We start from the raw sequence: 17,522 nt of genomic DNA, 5'->3' as shown, positions 1-17,522 counted from the left end.
TGTCTGGAATATAACCATTGAAAACCACTGCCATGAATTTTCTACCATTTGTTGATTCCCCTTTGCGGATACAGCTTTCTTTTGAACCGGTTTTTGAACATCTGGAGAGAGTAGCTGCGAATTCGACAAACGATCATTCGGTTCGGGCAAAAAGAGTATTGGCAGATCTGGCCCCTTATCCGGAATTGCGAACAGGAATTACAGACATCACCCAAATAACTGAGAATACGATACTCATTCAGCGGTTGCTGGCAGATTATTTTCCTCCCGAATTGACGCTGAATGAGATTAAGGCTGTTAGCCTTCCTTATACAAACATTGTCTTTAACCATAGTGAGCGATTTAAGAATATTCTGAAAGCTGCAGGGCCTGACTTTGAGATCAATATCCGGGATTTTGACGAACATCAGTTTTATATTCTGAGTTGCTGCTTGATTCTGAATGAGTTTTATGGTACTCAACTGGATTTTAGCAAACCTCTTTTTTACGATATTCCTACAGCAGAAGGTATCCTTAAGCATTATCGAATCTTATACAATGGAGATTTTCTGGAGGTATCACCTACTGAAAATGCTGTATTGTTATCTCAGGAAGACATTGAGCTGTTGATAAACAGCTATGATAATATCTCTTTATGGAAAGAGAAATTTCCGCAGGAATCCTGGCAAATCAGAGGCTTCGGTATCATGACCCTGTTTGATGCAACAGTTGAGAATGCAGTTTCCATATTTAAAGAAAAACTGCTGGGTATCAACTCTGTTGGGTTTCAGCAAAGCGTGGAATCTGTTTTTCGGTCAATCTTTCGTCTCTGGGATATTAAAATAGGATTTTCCTTTTTGAACCCTGATGAACATACACTGAACACAGATCCTTTTGGCCAGCAGATAGGTAGCTTTTTACTGGAAGACAACCAACCCAGAGAGATAACAGATCTCTTAGGCCAGGATATAGTACAAAACTTCTTAGAAAACAGATCGTATTTTGCCATATCCAATACCATTGATTTTCGAATAGCGAATCCGCATGTTTGCTGGATTAATCATTTGATTACTCAGGGAATCCAAAGCATTATTCTTACCCCTATTATTAAAAATGGTCTGTTCCTGGGAATTCTGGAAGTAGTGGCATTTAAGCCCCGCCAACTCAATAGTATCAATGCCAATAAACTGGATGTGGTCATGCCCTTTTTGACAGATACCATTGAGAGACTGGCAGCGGAATGGCAGAATCAGATACAGGCAGTGATTCAGACTAATTATACTACTATTCATAAAAGTGTATACTGGAAATTCAGGGCTGAAGCCGAGTCATTGATTTATAAACGCCAGTTAGGAATAAGTCATGCTCTGAATGAGATTGTTTTTCCGGAGGTGTATCCTCTCTATGGACAGATCGATATCAAAGGTTCATCAGAAGCACGTAATGCAAGTGTTCAAAAAGATTTGATCAAACAGATTAAGACACTGTTGAATCTTTTTAAAAAACTTGATGATCCCTTGTTTATCCATTCCTTTGTTAAAGAAGAGCAACAGCTACAGGACTATCTTACTGACTTGTCTATGCCGTTGCGGGCTAGTACAGAACAATACATCAGTGGCTATATTAGCCGTATACATACTCGTTTACGCTTAATGAGTGAGACAGCAGCTGAACCTTTGATTACGGAATATTTTCGCAAGACAGATAGAGAGACAGGTAGTTTTCATATCTATCGCAGAAAGTATGAGAATACAATCCATCGTATTAATCAGGCATTAGCCGAACATATTGATATGAGACAAGTAGAGGCTCAGGATGTGTTTCCTCATTATTATGAACGCTTTAAGACAGATGGTATTGAGCATAATCTGTACATTGGACATTCAATCGCACCCAGGTTGGAATTTGATATAAAGAAGTTATATGCTTTACGATTATGGCAACTCCAGGTACTTTGTGAGATGGAGTCTATCCATCATGCGCAAATACGGGATTTACCCTATCCGTTGGCTGTTACTACCCTGATCCTGGTATATAACTCAGCTATTTCCATTCGTTTTCGAATGGACGAAAAACGATTTGACGTAGATGGAAGTTATAATGCACGTTTTGAAATTATTAAGAAACGAATTGACAAAGCTTGCATCAAAGGGACAACTAACCGCATTACTCAGGTTGGTAAGATCACAATTGTCTACTCAAATTATGTAGAAGAGCAGGAATATTTACATTACATCAAAACACTGCAGGCTAGAAATATGCTGGCTGCGGAGATTGAACAATTTGAGGTAGAGGATTTGCAGGGAATTTCCGGATTAAAAATGCTGAGGGCTACGATTCTTCATGCAAATGAATCGTTGTAAAATCTATCCCGGTTGTATATAAAGCCAATCAAGCCATATAATTCAAGTTATATGGCTTGATTGGTCAATTGTATGTCATCTTTTTAGGCCCCAGTAAGCCTAGTGCTTCATGGATGATTTCGATAAGTTGTTCAGAGTGAATCGCTTTATGAGTCTGTATTTTAAGCTGGATCAATGTGTCTTGCACAAAAGTGCCTTCTACTCTGAATAATAATTGATCCAGTGCTCTGTTAACATGTGTTTTTACAATCTGTAACCGATGTGCCTGTCCCTCTGAAATTTCATGTTCAGCCCGAATCAGATCACACATATAACAGGCATCAGCCCCATTTTGTCTGTTTTCACTCTCCTTTTTAAAAGCCCATCGAATAAAGTCTTCATACACTTTTCCATGCATGTATGCTTTTTCTATAGCGGGGTCGCTTCCCCAAAAAAAGTAATCATTAGTTTTCATTCGATATTCTTTCTTTTGTTTGCTGTGTGCTAGTTTCCTGCTGGTTGCAGGATTCGGTAAGGCCTATTAGTACAAAATCTATACCACCGAAAAAAATAGAACAGCAGCCTGTTTGTACTTATTGCTTCCAACTCTTCTGTTTACAAGAATTGTACTGACTTTCTTTATCGAAATAACAACATCTTTACAGTAAAAGGGATTTAAAAGCCTTGTATTGCTAACTATAAAGAAAATATAACAGATGTAATATATAGATCTGTAAATTTTATAAACTACTCTCTACTGTTTTGTGAAATGTGGGAATAGCTTAATAGAAGTGAGGAAATAATAGGACATATGTATTGAACAGATTTATAAAGTGTTGGAGAGCTGGTAGTCTCTGAGGTAACCACATTATGAAAACGGCCAGAGATAATAAAGGTGATTTTCTTGTAAAAATAGATGCAGAGTAGAATTGTACAAAAGAAATAAGAATGACCTTTTTTACAGAAACTCTGGCTTGTAAGACTTTGGCCAGTGGTATTGAAAAAATTATAACAGAAAGATTAGTGTCTTCTTTGAGAAAGTGCTTTTTTATGTAAAGGTGCTTTCGCAACCAGATGTGCCGACATTTTGATTATAAGGCAAAAAGTGGGTACTTCATCGTATGAACAAGCACACTCTTACTCAAGCAGAAGCACGAAAAATAATTCTTCATGCAGCAGGGCTATCCAAACAGGCACAATTTGGAAAAGGCAAAGAAGCAGTGTATGATCTTATTGATCATCTGGGCTTTCTTCAACTGGATTCCAATTATGTAGTAGAACGAGCTCACCACCATGCCATTGCTGCACGTGTGCCAGACTACAAAATTGAATGGCTTGATGAACTTCAGGCCGAAGGACGCATCTTTGAGTTCTGGACATACGCTGCCGGCTATATTCCTATGCATGATTTCAGATTTTCATTGCCCACAAAAGAAAGCTTTGCCTCCAGAAGAGACAATATGACAAGAGCAGAAGTATATCAGATGGAGAAAGTGCTGGATAGAGTGGGAAGAGAAGGACCTTTGATGGCGCGTGATTTTGAGAATGACCGGGTTACGGAGAGTTCAGGCTGGTGGGACTGGCGTCCGTCAAAGCTGGCATTGGAAAGATTACATCTGGAAGGAAAGTTGATGGTAATGAAGAGAAAAGAGTTTCAAAAAGTGTTTGATCTTCCAGAGAATTTACTTCCGGCAGACATTGACACAACGCCACCTACTGCAGAAGAATTTGCAATACACCTTATTCTCCGTTCATTGAAAGCATTAGGTATAGCGTATCTAAAGGATATTGCGTATCGGGGACGATATGTGAAAAATGCAATGAAAACAGAATTGAAAAAGCTGATTGAATCAGGAGAAGTATGTGAAGTAGAAGTTTCGGGCGTGACAGGTGCTACTCTTTATATGTTGTCAGAATATAAAAATAAAAGTATCGATCTGGCAGGAGATGCTTTTATTCTTTCTCCTTTTGATACATTGAATGTATACAGACATCGGTTACGAAGCTTTTTTAACTTTGATTATCAGGTAGAATGTTTTGTTCCTATGCCAAAGCGTAAGTATGGATACTTTTCTCTTCCCATACTGATTGGTGATACATTTGTGGCTAGGATGGATTCAAAAGCAGATCGTAAAAAACGTGTTTTGCTGATTCACAATCTCCATTTTGAGCCTGTTGCCTTAACTGATGACATGATCTCTCAAATGATTGAAGCGTTAAAAGCTTTTGCGATGTTCAATCAATGTGAACAAATTGTGATTGCAAAATCTAATGATGAAGTCCTTAGAAAGGCTATTGATACTGAATTAGCAAAAGATAACTATAAACATAAACTATCTTGAGTTGTAATTAGTTAAGTCAAACGCCCGGCACTTCTTTTTAGAGTATGCCAGAAGCATTACTATATTGAACTTGTAAAGTAATCTGTATAAACTATCAAGTAATATAGTTTTCGCATCAACAACCATTTTATATTAAGAAATGCTCTATTTTTGAAGCGTAATATAAAAACTGATAAAACACCCATGTCATATACGTACGAATATCCCCGTCCATCTGTAACAGTAGATTGTATTCTGTTTGGATTTGATGAAGGAGAGTTGAAAATTTTGTTGATCCAGCGGGGAGGTGAACCTTTTAAGGGAATGTGGGCCTTACCGGGAGGTTTTCTGGATATCGATTCAGATCCTTCTCTTGAATATGCGGCTAAGCGTGAACTTGAAGAAGAAACAGGATTGACAAATGTATTTATGGAACAGTTGTATACCTTTGGAGATTCAGGGCGTGACCCTCGGGGACGTACAGTTTCGGCTGCTTATTACGCATTGTTAAAATTATCAGATTACCAGAAAGTACAAGCCGGGACAGATGCAGACAATGTACGTTGGTTTGGATTATCCGAAGTACCTAAAGATCTGGCGTTTGATCATGAAAAGATTGTGGCAATGGCTATAGAACGCCTGAAGGGGAAAGTTCGTTATCAGCCTATTGGCTTTGAGTTGCTTCCGGAGAAATTTACATTGTCAGAACTACAGCACCTGTATGAGGCTGTACTGGGTGTAGAACTGGACAAGAGAAATTTTCGTAAGAAAATCCTGAAAATGGATTTACTTATTGGGCTTGAGGAGAAACAGGAAGGTGTTGCTCACAGAGCCGCGCAACTTTTCGAATTTGATAAGAAACGGTATGAAGAACTAAAGGCCAAAGGCTTTAATTTTGAGGTATAAACGAAAACAAAAAGGAAAATCAGGAGTTTTGTCCTATTTTGCAACACAATCAGCCATCAAAGGGTAATATACCAGAGCGGTATCTGAGACATAGCCCATTTTGTGTAATAAATCATTTATGAAAATACTCTCCGTTTTTGGTACCCGGCCTGAAGCCATTAAAATGGCTGTGCTGGTACAAAAACTCAATGCAAATCCAAACTTTACACATAAACTGTGTGTAACAGGTCAACATCGTGAACTTCTTGCTCAGGTTCTGGATATCTTCAAATTGAAGCCTGATTATGATCTGGCTATTATGCAACCAGGGCAAGACCTGTCAGATATCACGAGCCGCATTCTGTTAAGTATCCGTTCTGTATTTACTGAGTTTCGTCCTGATTTGGTACTAGTACACGGTGACACAACTACCTGTTTCGCTACTACTCTGGCTGCGTTCTATGCGGGCATTCCTGTAGGACACGTAGAAGCTGGCTTACGCACAGGAAATTTACAGGCTCCTTTTCCGGAAGAGGCGAATCGGGTAATGGTATCCCGGCTGGCAACCTATCATTTTGCTCCAACACCCCGTAATGTAGAAGTCCTGAAAAAAGAAGGAGTTCCTTTAGAGAATATACTTCAGACAGGCAATACAGTTATTGATGCTTTGTTACAGATGGCTGGACAGGTTACTCAACTCTCTGATAAGTGGAAAGGGTCTGCTGTAGAGAAAATCATTCTTGAAAAACGCAAAATATTACTGGTCACAGGTCATCGCCGGGAAAACTTCGGACAGGGCTTTATTGAGATCTGTCAGGCATTGGCTACACTGGCGCAGAAATATCCCCAGCTGGAAATTTTGTATCCCGTACATCTGAATCCCAATGTACAGAAGCCTGTTTACGAGATTATCGGAAACTTTCCGAATATTCATCTCGTAGAATCGCTTTCGTATGAAGATTTCATCTTTGTCATGAAAAATGCCTTTCTGATTCTGACAGATTCTGGTGGCGTACAGGAAGAAGCTCCAGGACTTGGCAAACCTGTATTGGTAATGCGTGACACTACTGAACGGCCTGAGGCTGTGGATGCCGGAACTGTAAAACTGGTAGGAGCTAATGCTACACGAATTATAGCCGGTGTGTCAGAATTACTGGAAGATGAAACCATCTATACACGAATGGCTCAATCAACCAATCCGTATGGAGATGGAAAAGCCACTGAACGAATTATTACATTCCTGGAACAACTAGCTTCAAAAAAAAACGGATCGAATGACTAAACCCCGGTTACTATACATTTCTATCAATGATGGGTCTGACACACGCATTAACAAAGAAGTAAAGACATTATCCTCACAGTTTGATATTACCTATATTGGAATAGGCAAAAGCACAGAACAGTCATTTGTAAAAGAGTATTGTCGTCAGTTTCTGGTAGTAAAAGGACACCATAAAAGTCCTTTTGTTTTTCTGAAATATTATCTTCTCTTTTTGAGAGCATTTCTCTTTCGGTCATATCAGTCTATTCATGTTATCAATGAGAATCTCTTATTGATATTTTTTCCTTTTCTGTGGTGGAGCCGGAAGAAAATTGTACTCGATGTGTTTGACTCTATTTTTCTTCGTGCCAAAAATAAAAATACATGGTTGGAGTCTCTCTGTTACAAAACACCTAAAGTGATTATTGTGACAGATGATAACAGAAAGCAGTTACTGCCAAAATCCTTTCATGAAAAGACGGTTGTGGTCGAGAATTATCCTTATCGGTTTCGGGAAGAAGTACAGAAAATCAGCACCCCAGATGAATTACTGGTTTTTTACAATGGCTCTATGAGCAAAGTGCGTGGCACAGAGTTACTACTTCAGCTCCTGCGCCTTGATTCCGGATTAAAGGTTAAAATGGCGGGATGGGTATATGATGAAATGACAAAAGAATTATCCCAACATCCACAGGTAGAGTTTCTGGGTGTATTGCCTCAGCGTACTACCATGCAGGTTGCCTCGCAATGTGATTATATCTTGTCTCTGTATGAGCCTGTCAATGAGAATAATATTAACGCAAGTCCAAACAAAATATATGATGCCATTCAGGCAGGAACACCCGTAATTATCAATCAGGAAGTAAAAATATCAAGTTTTGTAAAAGAACATAATCTGGGATACATTATGTCATCCTTTTACGACTCAGATTACAAACAGATAATGCATGATTGGTTACGCTTAAAAAAATCCTATGTGTTTGATACACAACTTTTGGAGAAATTTACATGGGAGGCTGTTGAAGACAAATTATTGAAAGCACACCAATTCCGTATGGAATGAGTGAAAGAGTGCTTTCTCTGTATAATTATCTATTATTATGAAGATTCTCCTTTGTACCAATTCTTTTGAAAATGTCACTAATGGACCTGCCAAGTTTGCTAACTTGATTCTGGAGATCAATACATTGTATCCGGAACATGAGATTCGAATATTGACAGAGGACATCACAATACCTCATGAGAATGTATATCCAGTAAAAGTGCGTTTACCTCGTTTTCTGAAGTTATTGAGTCAGTTCTTTCGGATGTTTATTTATCACAATGCTGCTCAAAAGATACGGAGAGAGTTTGCTTATGATGTCTTATTATACAATAACTCATTCATTGGTCTATGGAGTGCAATAGTTTCCAAACAGCCCACAGTGGGAATGATTAATGATGATAACAATATCATTATAGGCTGGAATAATTTTAAAGCCAGTTCAATGTGGTTAAAACGGTTTTTATTTCGAAAGTGTGAAAAGTTATCCGTCAGGTATCATCAGCATATCCTGACCAACTCTGACTTCTTAACTGAGAAGGTAATAGCTGCGTATGGTCATCCCCAAAAAGTGACACGCTTATACAAGTCAATTGATTTATCTAAAAATAAGTTTCAGGCTGATCGTCCGTTTGTTCAGCCAATCCGTATATTATTTGTCAAGGCAGATTTTAGACGTGGAGATTTACAAACACTGACAGATGCATTAGCTTTGCTGGACAGATTTACTTTTCAGCTTACTGTTGTAGGACCAGAAGAAAGGTTCAAATCATTGATTGAGTCTTATTTTGTAGGTAAGGGTAATCTGCAACTGGATTGGCGTGGGGAGCAATCACCGGACAATGTCAGACAGCTAATGTATGAATGTGATATCTTCTGTGTACCTGCCCTGCAGGAAGCACTAGGTGTTGCTAACATAGAAGCCCTGGCATGTGGCTTACCTGTGGTGAGTACTATTGTTGGTGGTATTCCGGAAGTACTGGATCATGGAAAAAATGGTTGGCTTGTACCTCCTGGTAACCCTAATGAATTAGCACAGGCCATTGAAAGTAGTATTACTTTTATTGAGCAGCGTAAAAATAAAGTGAGTAATGGTGAAAGCTTTGTTAAGAGGTTTTCAAAGTATGTGATGTATCAGGATTTATTAGCCATTTTACAAGATGTTGTCAGCGACCATACCCATAGAGATCTCTCAAAAAAAGCATCTTCAGGCTCCTAAAAAAGATTGGAATTGGAGATTTTTTGTAATAAGTATTGGTTCTGTAGTACTTTCCTACTGGCTTGCAGGCCTTACAGGAATGGTATCCAATATTTTGACGAAACCACTTCGCATTCTTTTACTCGCAGGAGCGATATATTATTTGTTCTTCATGACAAGAAAGCGGACTTTTATTTTCAAAGGACGGAATTCATGGAAGATATGGATCTTCATTTTGCTGAATATTTATGTAATTCCTTTTAGCTTTAATTTTTTTTCTTCCTTTGAGAAGTTTTTCAATCTTATTCCCTTCTTAGTATACATCAATTATGCCATAATTTACCTTTATAGAAATATTGAAAAAGAAGATTTGCTTATTCTGATTCTTCGTGTATTTAATCTGGTATATGGATTTCCTGTGATAGCCTTTCTTCTTTCTGGTAGTTTGGGTGAGAAGGATATTTATGGAGATGCAGTGGGTGGCTTTGCTAATAATCACTATGGATGGGCTTGTGCTATGTTTTTACTCACAAGTCTTGATCTTTATCGAAATGATCCCTCACTTTCAAAAAAACATCTTTGGTTTATACGTATACTTACTCCACTTGCTGTGATATTATTGTCAATCAGTGGTTCGCGGAGTGGATATCTGACATTTTCCCTAGGATTTTTGCTTTTCATACTACGTAACTCCAATACACATCTTGCTGTCAAGCTATTCTCCGTTCTGTTAGTTTCATTATTGGTCTTTCAGTTGTATGGAGATCCCGAGTCTGCTTTGAATAAACGTTTAAATAAGACAGAGAAACAATTAAAGGAGGGTGAAGCTCGAACACAATTGGCTGATCTTTGTTTTGAAACAATGGCCTCATATCCTGAAACTATGCTCACAGGATTCGGATTTTATGCATTTCGTGATGCCTTATTAAAGCTTAATTCCAAATATAACCCCCAAAAATTGAAGATAAATCTACATAATTCTTATTATGAACTTCTCTTTGGGTGCGGATATCTGATATTTGTCTTCTTTCTTCTTTTTTTTCCTTTGCGGACTATTTTGATTTTTGCACTTAAACACTCTTCCAAATATGTATTTTTACCTCCTATAATTTTAATCCCACTCTTTGAGAATAATTTTAATCCAGGACAGTTTATGTTCTATCCCTGGTTCGTTATTATGTTCTATTATTTACATTATTCAGAGACTCAGACTCCGATTTATTCAAAAAAAGATAATGGATCTGTGTATGGAAATAATATACTATGATTAAAAAAATGATAATCTCTAGATATTGAATACATGATTGGTATAGTGATACCTTGTTATAATGAAGCTAGTCGTCTAAAAGTTACAGAGTTTGTTCAGTTTAATAAAGAACACTCCAAGTATGTTCTTTGCTTTGTAAATGATGGAAGCAAAGATGATACTTTACACCAACTTGAAATACTGAAAAAAAAATGTACATATCCTGAAAAGATAGAGATAGTTTCACTCACACAAAACTCAGGAAAAGCAGAGGCTGTACGTACAGGGATTAATACATTATTGAATATGGAGAATATTCAGTATATAGGATATCTGGATGCAGATCTATCAACGTCTCTGGAAGAGTATACACATGTTGTAGATTATTTGTGTAACAATCCCGAATTTTCAATTGTATGTGGATCTCGTATCAAACGTATGGGTGCAGATATAAGCAGAGAAGTCTATCGTCACTACATAGGTCGTTTTATTGCTACACTTATTAGCATCATCCTTAGACTCCCTTTTTACGATACTCAATGTGGAGCAAAAGTGTTTACCCGTAATTTGGCTGAGAATTGCTTTTCTATACCATTTGTAAGTAAATGGTTGTTTGATGTAGAGATATTTTTGCGAATGAAGATTCGTTATGGTACTGGAAATGTACAACAATTAATATATGAATATCCTTTACAACGATGGATACATGCAGATGGCTCCAAAATTGGTTTGAAAGATGTATTTTATACACCTTTACAACTTTTTCATATATCAAATCATTACAATTTATTTAAGAAATATAAAGTGGAATCCTTACAAACGGCTAAACACTTTGATAAAGAACCTATTTGAAGTTTATAAACATGTCTTCGAGATTATCAGGAAAAAAGAATATTTTCATTATTGTTGTATTGTTCTTTACATGTCTTGCCTGTTATTTTTTTAATAATCCTGTCCAGATGTCTCCTATATGGACCGCACCTTTCTTTTCCGCTGCAACTAACTTTGAGATGGGGAAAGGATTCCGGATTAGTGAGAGTGATTGCTGGCATTTTAAATATATGCCTGCCAGTGATAGAGAGTACTATCATTTCCAAGAGTCAGATTCTTTGAGCAATTACAATCATAATCCCATTGGATATGTATATTTTATAATTGTTGCGAAAAAAATCTTTTTCTGGCAGAGTGATATTCAGGCTGTGGAATCATTGCAGATCCTGATACATATATTGATTTCACTAGTATTATTATGGTCTGCCCGCTCGTGGGCTGAAATGTGGTTGTATACCTTATTGTATGCAGTAAACCCATTAATTATCTATTTTGTTACATTTCCGTTTTACTATGCATTGCAGGCAATTCCAACTATTTTTGCGGTTGGATACTTGATAAACAAAAAACTGAAATATCAGTATGGGTCTTTCTTTATCGCTGTTATTATGGCTTTTGTTTTTCTTTCAAGACCTACTACACTTTTTGTGTGCCTCTTTGTGTTGTTATTCTTTTTTTTGAAAGAAAAGCGAGTGTATAGTATTAGTGCTGTATTGCTTTTTATTGCAACGATTTTAGTTTTTAATACCTCGACAAAAAAAAATCCGTGGCATACTTTCTATATTGGAATTGGAGGTTATCCTAATCCATATATGTCAGGATTAACAGACAATAACGGATATCTGTTATACCAGACCAAGACCGGAAAAACATTGAATATGGGTTTTGGAGGAAGTTATTATAATGATACAGTTGCTACTCAATATCAGGAAATTTCCCATAGTGAATTTATTCGGATAGCAAAAGAGTCTCCTTTTATGCTCATTAAGAATGCAGCTCTCAACTTCTTTGAATCATTTTCGGGTGGATATTTTATTGATCTCCCTTTGTGGGTTAATTATGTAAGCGCAATTGTTGGATTACTACTCCTGGGGTGGATGCTCTATCGCAAATATTACTGGTGGGCAGTTCTGATTGCTGTTTGTTCATTATCATTTTCACCTTATTTTCCTCCTATACAGGCTTATATGTTTGGTTCCTATGTGGCAATTGTATGTGTGATTGTACAACTGCTCGTACAAACAGAATTAGGAAAACGAATTTATCAGAAAACAATTATTCAGAATACGGCTGACTAAGCATGAAGCAAATTATTCAATCTTTTAAAACAGGTGAAACCATACTGGAGGATGTTCCTCGTCCTCTGATCCGTAAAGGACATGTGCTAATTCGTACCCATCGTTCACTGGTGTCATTAGGCACAGAGAAGATGCTGGTCGAATTTGGACGTTCCAGTCTTATTGAGAAAGCCCGTCAACAGCCTGATCGGGTAAAACAGGTACTTGATAAAATAAAGTCAGATGGTTTAATACCTACTTTGGAAGCCGTCTTTACACGGTTGGGAGAACCCTTGCCATTGGGTTATTGCAATGCAGGTGAAGTTGTGGAAGTGGGAGAGGGTATTACAGATCTGAAACCCGGAGATAGAGTTGCTTCTAATGGCCCTCATGCAGAGATCGTGTGTGTACCGCGTAACCTGGTAACAAAGATTCCGGATAAGGTCTCCTATGAAGAAGCTGCCTTTACCGTTATCGGTTCCATTGGGTTACAGGGAATACGTCTGGTTAATCCTACATTGGGAGAGACAGTCGTTGTATCCGGATTGGGGTTAATAGGATTAATTACCTGTGAGTTGTTACTGGCAAATGGCTGTAATGTAATAGGTTTCGATTTTGATGCACAGAAAGTGACACTGGCTCAGGAAAAAGGTGTGCATGCCTTTAATCTGGCCGATGGTACTGATCCTGTAAAGACCGTGGCTGGACTTACAGAAGGTATTGGTGCAGATGCGGTTATTATCACGGCCTCAACCAAAAGTGATGAGTTAATATCTCAGGCTGCTCAAATGAGCCGTAAACGCGGACGTATTGTGTTAGTGGGCGTAATAGGGTTAGATATCAAGCGAGCTGATTTTTATGAGAAAGAGTTATCGTTTCAAGTGTCCTGTTCCTATGGTCCCGGACGATATGATGAAGAATATGAAAAACGAGGTGTAGATTATCCGCTTTCGTTTGTACGGTGGACAGAAAACAGAAACTTCCAGACTATCCTGCAGGCTATAGCCAAAGGTCAGCTGGATGTGAAACGCCTGATTACTGAAGCAGTAGATCTGTCTGAATACCAGAAAATCTATAACAACATAGGAGATAGCCGTTCTATTGCTTCTATTCTGCAGTACCCTAATAATCCGGATTGGTCAACTTCTATTAAGATAGGACATAGTACAACAGACACGAAAAGTAAATCGGGTACAGGTACTATCGCAATTGCAGGAGCAGGAAATTTTACCAAGATGACATTACTGCCTGCTTTGGGTAAAATAAAGGCAGATATCCGGCATATTGTAAGTGCATCAGGTGTAAGTGGAACCCATCTGGCACAGAAACATGCGATTACTCAAAGTACTACACGTTATGAGGATGTACTCTCTGATCCGACGGTACAATCTGTTATCATTACTACTCAGCATAATCTGCATGCTTCGCAAACTATGCAGGCATTACAGGCGGGAAAACATGTATTTGTAGAGAAACCACTGGTATTGACAGAAGAAGAACTTCAACAGGTTGTGGCTGAAAAAGAGAAGAGTTCTCTCTCTGTAATGGTTGGTTTTAATCGGCGGTTTGCTCCATTATCTCAGAAAGCCAAAAAGCTTTTGGGTAATACGTCTGAGCCTGTAAATATTGTAATCACCGTAAATGCAGGTTTTATTCCGGCCAATCACTGGACTCAGAATATGGCTATCGGGGGAGGACGAATCATTGGAGAGGGCTGTCACTTTATTGATTTAGTACAGTTCTTTGCAGGGAGTCAAATCACAGAGGTGTTTGCTTCTGCACTGGGAACATCTCCTTCTCAAAATACAGATAATACCTCTATTACACTGAAATGCCTCAATGGCTCTCAAGGAGTAGTTAACTATTTTGCCAATGGACATAAATCCTATTCCAAAGAACGAATAGAAATATACTCTCAGGGACGTGTGCTGATTCTGGATAACTTCAGAAAACTGGAAGGATATGGATTTAAAGGGTTCTCTTCTGCCTCTGGCAAACAGGACAAAGGACATACTACTCAGTTTGAACAATACATCCGTTTTCTGAAAGAAGGAGGTGTGCAACTTATTGACTTTCAGGATATAGTAAACTCTACGCAGGCTACTTTTGCAGCGCTGAAATCCTTGCAAAGTGGTGAAAAACAGATTATATTGTAAGTAATATGTAAAAAAAGTGAAATCCTTGTGAAAAAGATCTTTTTTATTCTAACTTTGCAGCCCATTCGGAAACGGTAAGGAAAAATCAATCCTTTTTTTAGTAAGCCCTGCATTTCTGAGTTCTCAAAATAGAAATCTGTTTAAAAAACAATGGCAAAAAAAACACCAGAGGCAACTGTTAATGAGCCTGTTGAACAACCAATCAAAGAAACTCCTGAATTAAGTCTGGAGAATGCAGAAGATTTTGTACAACGGAATCGTAACCTCTTTTTAGGCGGACTGGCAGCAGTTGTGTTGCTGGTAGGCGGTATCTTTTTCTATCGGTATTACACACAGAACAAAGAAACCGAAGCTCAGAAGTACATGTTTCGCGCAGTGCTCTATTTTGAAGCAGATTCACTGACAAAAGCGCTTAATGGAGATGGGGTTAACGATGGTTTGTTGAAAATTGCAGATGAATACGGTAGTACAAAAGCTGGTAAACTGGCGCATTTCTATGCTGGTGTCGCTTTGCTAAAACAAGGAAAATACGATGATGCTATCACTCATCTGAAAGATTTTAGTTCTAGTGATCTTTTATTACAGGCTCGTGCTTATAGTCTGGTAGGTGATGCCTATCTGGAGAAAAAACAGCCAGAAGAAGCTATTTCTTATTATGAAAAAGCAGCTAACTATGAGCCTAACAAATTCTTTACTCCAGCTTATTTGCTGAAGTTGGGTATTGCGTATGAAATGGCTAAGCAGAATGACAAAGCAATCGAAACGTATGACAAGATCATAACAAATTACGAAGATTCTGCTGAGACTATTACTGCCAAGAAATATAAATCCAAACTACAGGGTTTGGCAGGGTAATTAGTGTGTATAAAAAACATCCGGCCAAACCCAAAAAAGGATAAAGCACCTGCTTTATCCTTTTTTGTTTATCTACATTTTAACATTAGAATCTAACCTTTTTCTGTTTGACATTCAATAGTAACTTTTATGGCAACTGCTCTGAAAAACCTGAGTGAATACGAATTAAAGAATTCTGTCAAGATTGAAAGCAAAACCTTTGCTATTGTAGTAGCAGAGTGGAATGCTGATGTAACAGAAAAACTATATGAAGGAGCTTATACCACTTTGATCAAAGAGGGTGCAAAACCAGAAAATATCATTCGTAAGAATGTACCTGGCAGCTTTGAGTTAAGCTTGGGTGCACAATGGATGGCGGCCCGCAATGAGATTGATGCGGTGATTTGTCTGGGTTGTGTGATTCAGGGAGATACCAAACACTTTGACTTTATTTGTCAGGCAGTAGCACAGGGAATAACCAATGTAAGTCTCAAATATAGCAAGCCTGTAATTTTTGGTGTGCTAACTCCCAATACACAGGAACAAGCTTTAGACAGAGCCGGGGGAAAGCATGGAAATAAAGGCGATGAAGCTGCAGTCACAGCTATCAAAATGCTTGGTTTCTAAAAAAATCAGGATTTTTCAAGATTGAATCATCAACACCCGTTAAATAAAAAATCATTTCACATTCTTACTTTTAATTTCTTCTAGAATATGCAAGTCTGGAAATTCGGTGGCACCTCTGTTGGCAAACCTGAACGGATGCACTCCATCAAAAATCTGATCACCAAAGACGGCAAACAAAAAATTGTTGTATTATCGGCACTATCCGGTACAACCAATGCCCTCCTTTCCATCGCAGAATCTCTTTATCAGAACAACGATGCTGAAGCGACTCAGAAGATAGACAATCTGTATGCTCACTATGAGTTGTTTATAAAAGAACTATATAAAACAGACGAAGCATATAAGAAGGGAAAGGAAATCATTGACAATGAATTCAACTTCATTCGTTCACTGGTAAAAGTGAAGCCTTTCACGCTTAAGCAGGAGAAAGAGATTGCTGCCGAAGGAGAGATTCTTTCGACTCAGATGTTTACTGTGTATCTGGAAGAAGAAGGAGTAAAATCAGTACTATTGCCTGCATTGGAGTTTATGAAGATTGATGCAGACGATGAGCCAATGCTGGACTTCATAGAAGAGAAGTTAGGAGAAATGCTGAAGTATCATGCAGACAAAGAAATCATTGTAACACAAGGCTATATTTGTCGTAATCCTCGTGGGGAAGTAGATAATCTGAAACGGGGTGGTAGTGACTATACGGCATCTTTGGTAGGAGCAGCTGCTTATTCTGAAGAAATTCAGATCTGGACAGATATTGATGGCATGCACAACAATGACCCTCGCATTGTGAAGCGTACATTCCCTGTACGTGAAATATCCTTTGATGAGGCTGCTGAGTTAGCATACTTCGGAGCAAAAATCCTTCACCCGTTTACTATCCGTCCGGCTCGTTTACGTAACATTCCGGTACGTCTACTGAATACCATGCAGCCTGAAGCGCCTGGTACACTCATCAGCAACCAGACGGTAAACAAGGATATCAAAGCGATTGCAGCGAAAGATGGTATTACCAGTATTCAGATCCGATCGTCGCGTATGTTGCTGGCGTATGGGTTTCTGCGTAAAGTGTTTGAAGTATTTGAAAAACACAAAACACCGGTAGATATGGTAACCACTTCGGAGGTAGCTGTATCACTAACTATTGATAACATAACTCATCTGGAGGCAATCCAGGAGGAACTGGAAAGATTCAGTACAGTGTACGTTGATAAAGAGCAAACGATTATCTGTATTGTTGGAGACTTTACCTTCAATAAAAATGGTATCGTTACCCGTGTACTGGATGCACTGTCCAATATTCCGCTTCGTATGGTGGCATATGGTGGCAGTGAACACAATACATCGGTGTTGATCCCTACTGAATACAAAACACAGGCATTGAATGCACTAAACGAGCGATTGTTTTTTTATGAAGAGGCTATGAAAAACATCTTCACAGCTCCATAAGCTAACATCACAACAACTATATACGGATGGTGCAGATTGTCTTTACAGATTTAAACATCTGTTAGCTCTGAGCCATCCGT

14 protein-coding genes are annotated in these 17,522 nt (G+C 38.3%); 13 read left to right on the top strand and 1 reads right to left on the bottom strand.

Going from position 1 to position 17,522, the window contains the following annotated elements; translation table 11 throughout:
- The first annotated feature begins 32 nt into the window (after positions 1-32).
- On the top strand, positions 33-2,342 hold the full coding sequence (locus tag QNI15_RS04345) for a hypothetical protein (RefSeq protein ID WP_314030717.1): 2,310 nt from the start codon (positions 33-35) through the stop codon (positions 2,340-2,342).
- A 64-nt stretch (positions 2,343-2,406) separates the two neighbouring features.
- Here the strand turns inward: QNI15_RS04345 and QNI15_RS04340 are convergent, their stop codons facing one another.
- On the bottom strand, positions 2,407-2,796 hold the full coding sequence (locus QNI15_RS04340) for a hypothetical protein (protein ID WP_314030716.1): 390 nt from the start codon (positions 2,794-2,796) through the stop codon (positions 2,407-2,409).
- 646 nt (positions 2,797-3,442) lie between these two features.
- Here QNI15_RS04340 and QNI15_RS04335 point away from each other — a divergent pair.
- The 12 genes from QNI15_RS04335 (at position 3,443) to QNI15_RS04280 (ending at position 17,442) form a co-directional block, all read left to right on the top strand.
- Positions 3,443-4,663: a winged helix-turn-helix domain-containing protein gene (locus tag QNI15_RS04335; RefSeq protein ID WP_314003049.1), complete on the top strand. Its 1,221-nt coding sequence runs from the start codon at positions 3,443-3,445 to the stop codon at positions 4,661-4,663.
- 183 nt (positions 4,664-4,846) lie between these two features.
- On the top strand, positions 4,847-5,548 hold the full coding sequence (locus QNI15_RS04330; RefSeq protein ID WP_314003051.1) for an NUDIX hydrolase: 702 nt from the start codon (positions 4,847-4,849) through the stop codon (positions 5,546-5,548).
- Between the two features lie 118 nt (positions 5,549-5,666).
- The gene (wecB, locus tag QNI15_RS04325; RefSeq protein WP_314003053.1) at positions 5,667-6,809 is read left to right on the top strand and encodes a non-hydrolyzing UDP-N-acetylglucosamine 2-epimerase; all 1,143 of its coding nucleotides are present in this window, start codon (positions 5,667-5,669) and stop codon (positions 6,807-6,809) included.
- Positions 6,802-7,851, top strand: coding sequence for a hypothetical protein (locus QNI15_RS04320; protein WP_314003055.1), 1,050 nt, complete (start codon positions 6,802-6,804; stop codon positions 7,849-7,851). The genes wecB and QNI15_RS04320 overlap by 8 nt, the downstream gene beginning before the upstream one ends.
- Positions 7,852-7,888: 37 nt before the next feature.
- The gene (locus QNI15_RS04315) at positions 7,889-9,049 is read left to right on the top strand and encodes a glycosyltransferase family 4 protein (protein WP_314003057.1); all 1,161 of its coding nucleotides are present in this window, start codon (positions 7,889-7,891) and stop codon (positions 9,047-9,049) included.
- A 349-nt stretch (positions 9,050-9,398) separates the two neighbouring features.
- Complete coding sequence (locus QNI15_RS04310) at positions 9,399-10,295, top strand: O-antigen ligase family protein (RefSeq protein ID WP_314030715.1); 897 nt, start codon at positions 9,399-9,401, stop codon at positions 10,293-10,295.
- Positions 10,296-10,328: 33 nt separating this feature from the next.
- Complete coding sequence (locus tag QNI15_RS04305; RefSeq protein ID WP_314030713.1) at positions 10,329-11,126, top strand: glycosyltransferase; 798 nt, start codon at positions 10,329-10,331, stop codon at positions 11,124-11,126.
- A gap of 11 nt (positions 11,127-11,137) precedes the next feature.
- Positions 11,138-12,403 (top strand): hypothetical protein, encoded by a 1,266-nt coding sequence (locus QNI15_RS04300; RefSeq protein ID WP_314030711.1) that lies wholly within the window; start codon positions 11,138-11,140, stop codon positions 12,401-12,403.
- A 2-nt stretch (positions 12,404-12,405) separates the two neighbouring features.
- Positions 12,406-14,538 (top strand): bi-domain-containing oxidoreductase, encoded by a 2,133-nt coding sequence (locus QNI15_RS04295; protein ID WP_314030709.1) that lies wholly within the window; start codon positions 12,406-12,408, stop codon positions 14,536-14,538.
- Positions 14,539-14,688: 150 nt separating this feature from the next.
- A complete protein-coding gene (locus tag QNI15_RS04290) occupies positions 14,689-15,393 on the top strand; it encodes a tetratricopeptide repeat protein (protein ID WP_314030707.1) in 705 nt (234 codons plus the stop codon).
- A 129-nt stretch (positions 15,394-15,522) separates the two neighbouring features.
- Positions 15,523-15,999, top strand: a complete 477-nt coding sequence (gene ribH, locus QNI15_RS04285; RefSeq protein WP_313986873.1) for a 6,7-dimethyl-8-ribityllumazine synthase — start codon at positions 15,523-15,525, stop codon at positions 15,997-15,999.
- An 87-nt stretch (positions 16,000-16,086) separates the two neighbouring features.
- Complete coding sequence (locus tag QNI15_RS04280) at positions 16,087-17,442, top strand: aspartate kinase (protein ID WP_313986875.1); 1,356 nt, start codon at positions 16,087-16,089, stop codon at positions 17,440-17,442.
- Positions 17,443-17,522: the final 80 nt, after the last annotated feature.

It is taken from the genome of Xanthocytophaga flava (assembly GCF_030068545.1).
In the GTDB taxonomy this organism is placed as follows: domain Bacteria; phylum Bacteroidota; class Bacteroidia; order Cytophagales; family 172606-1; genus Xanthocytophaga; species Xanthocytophaga flava.
This window is presented reverse-complemented; position numbering and strand designations above follow the sequence as displayed.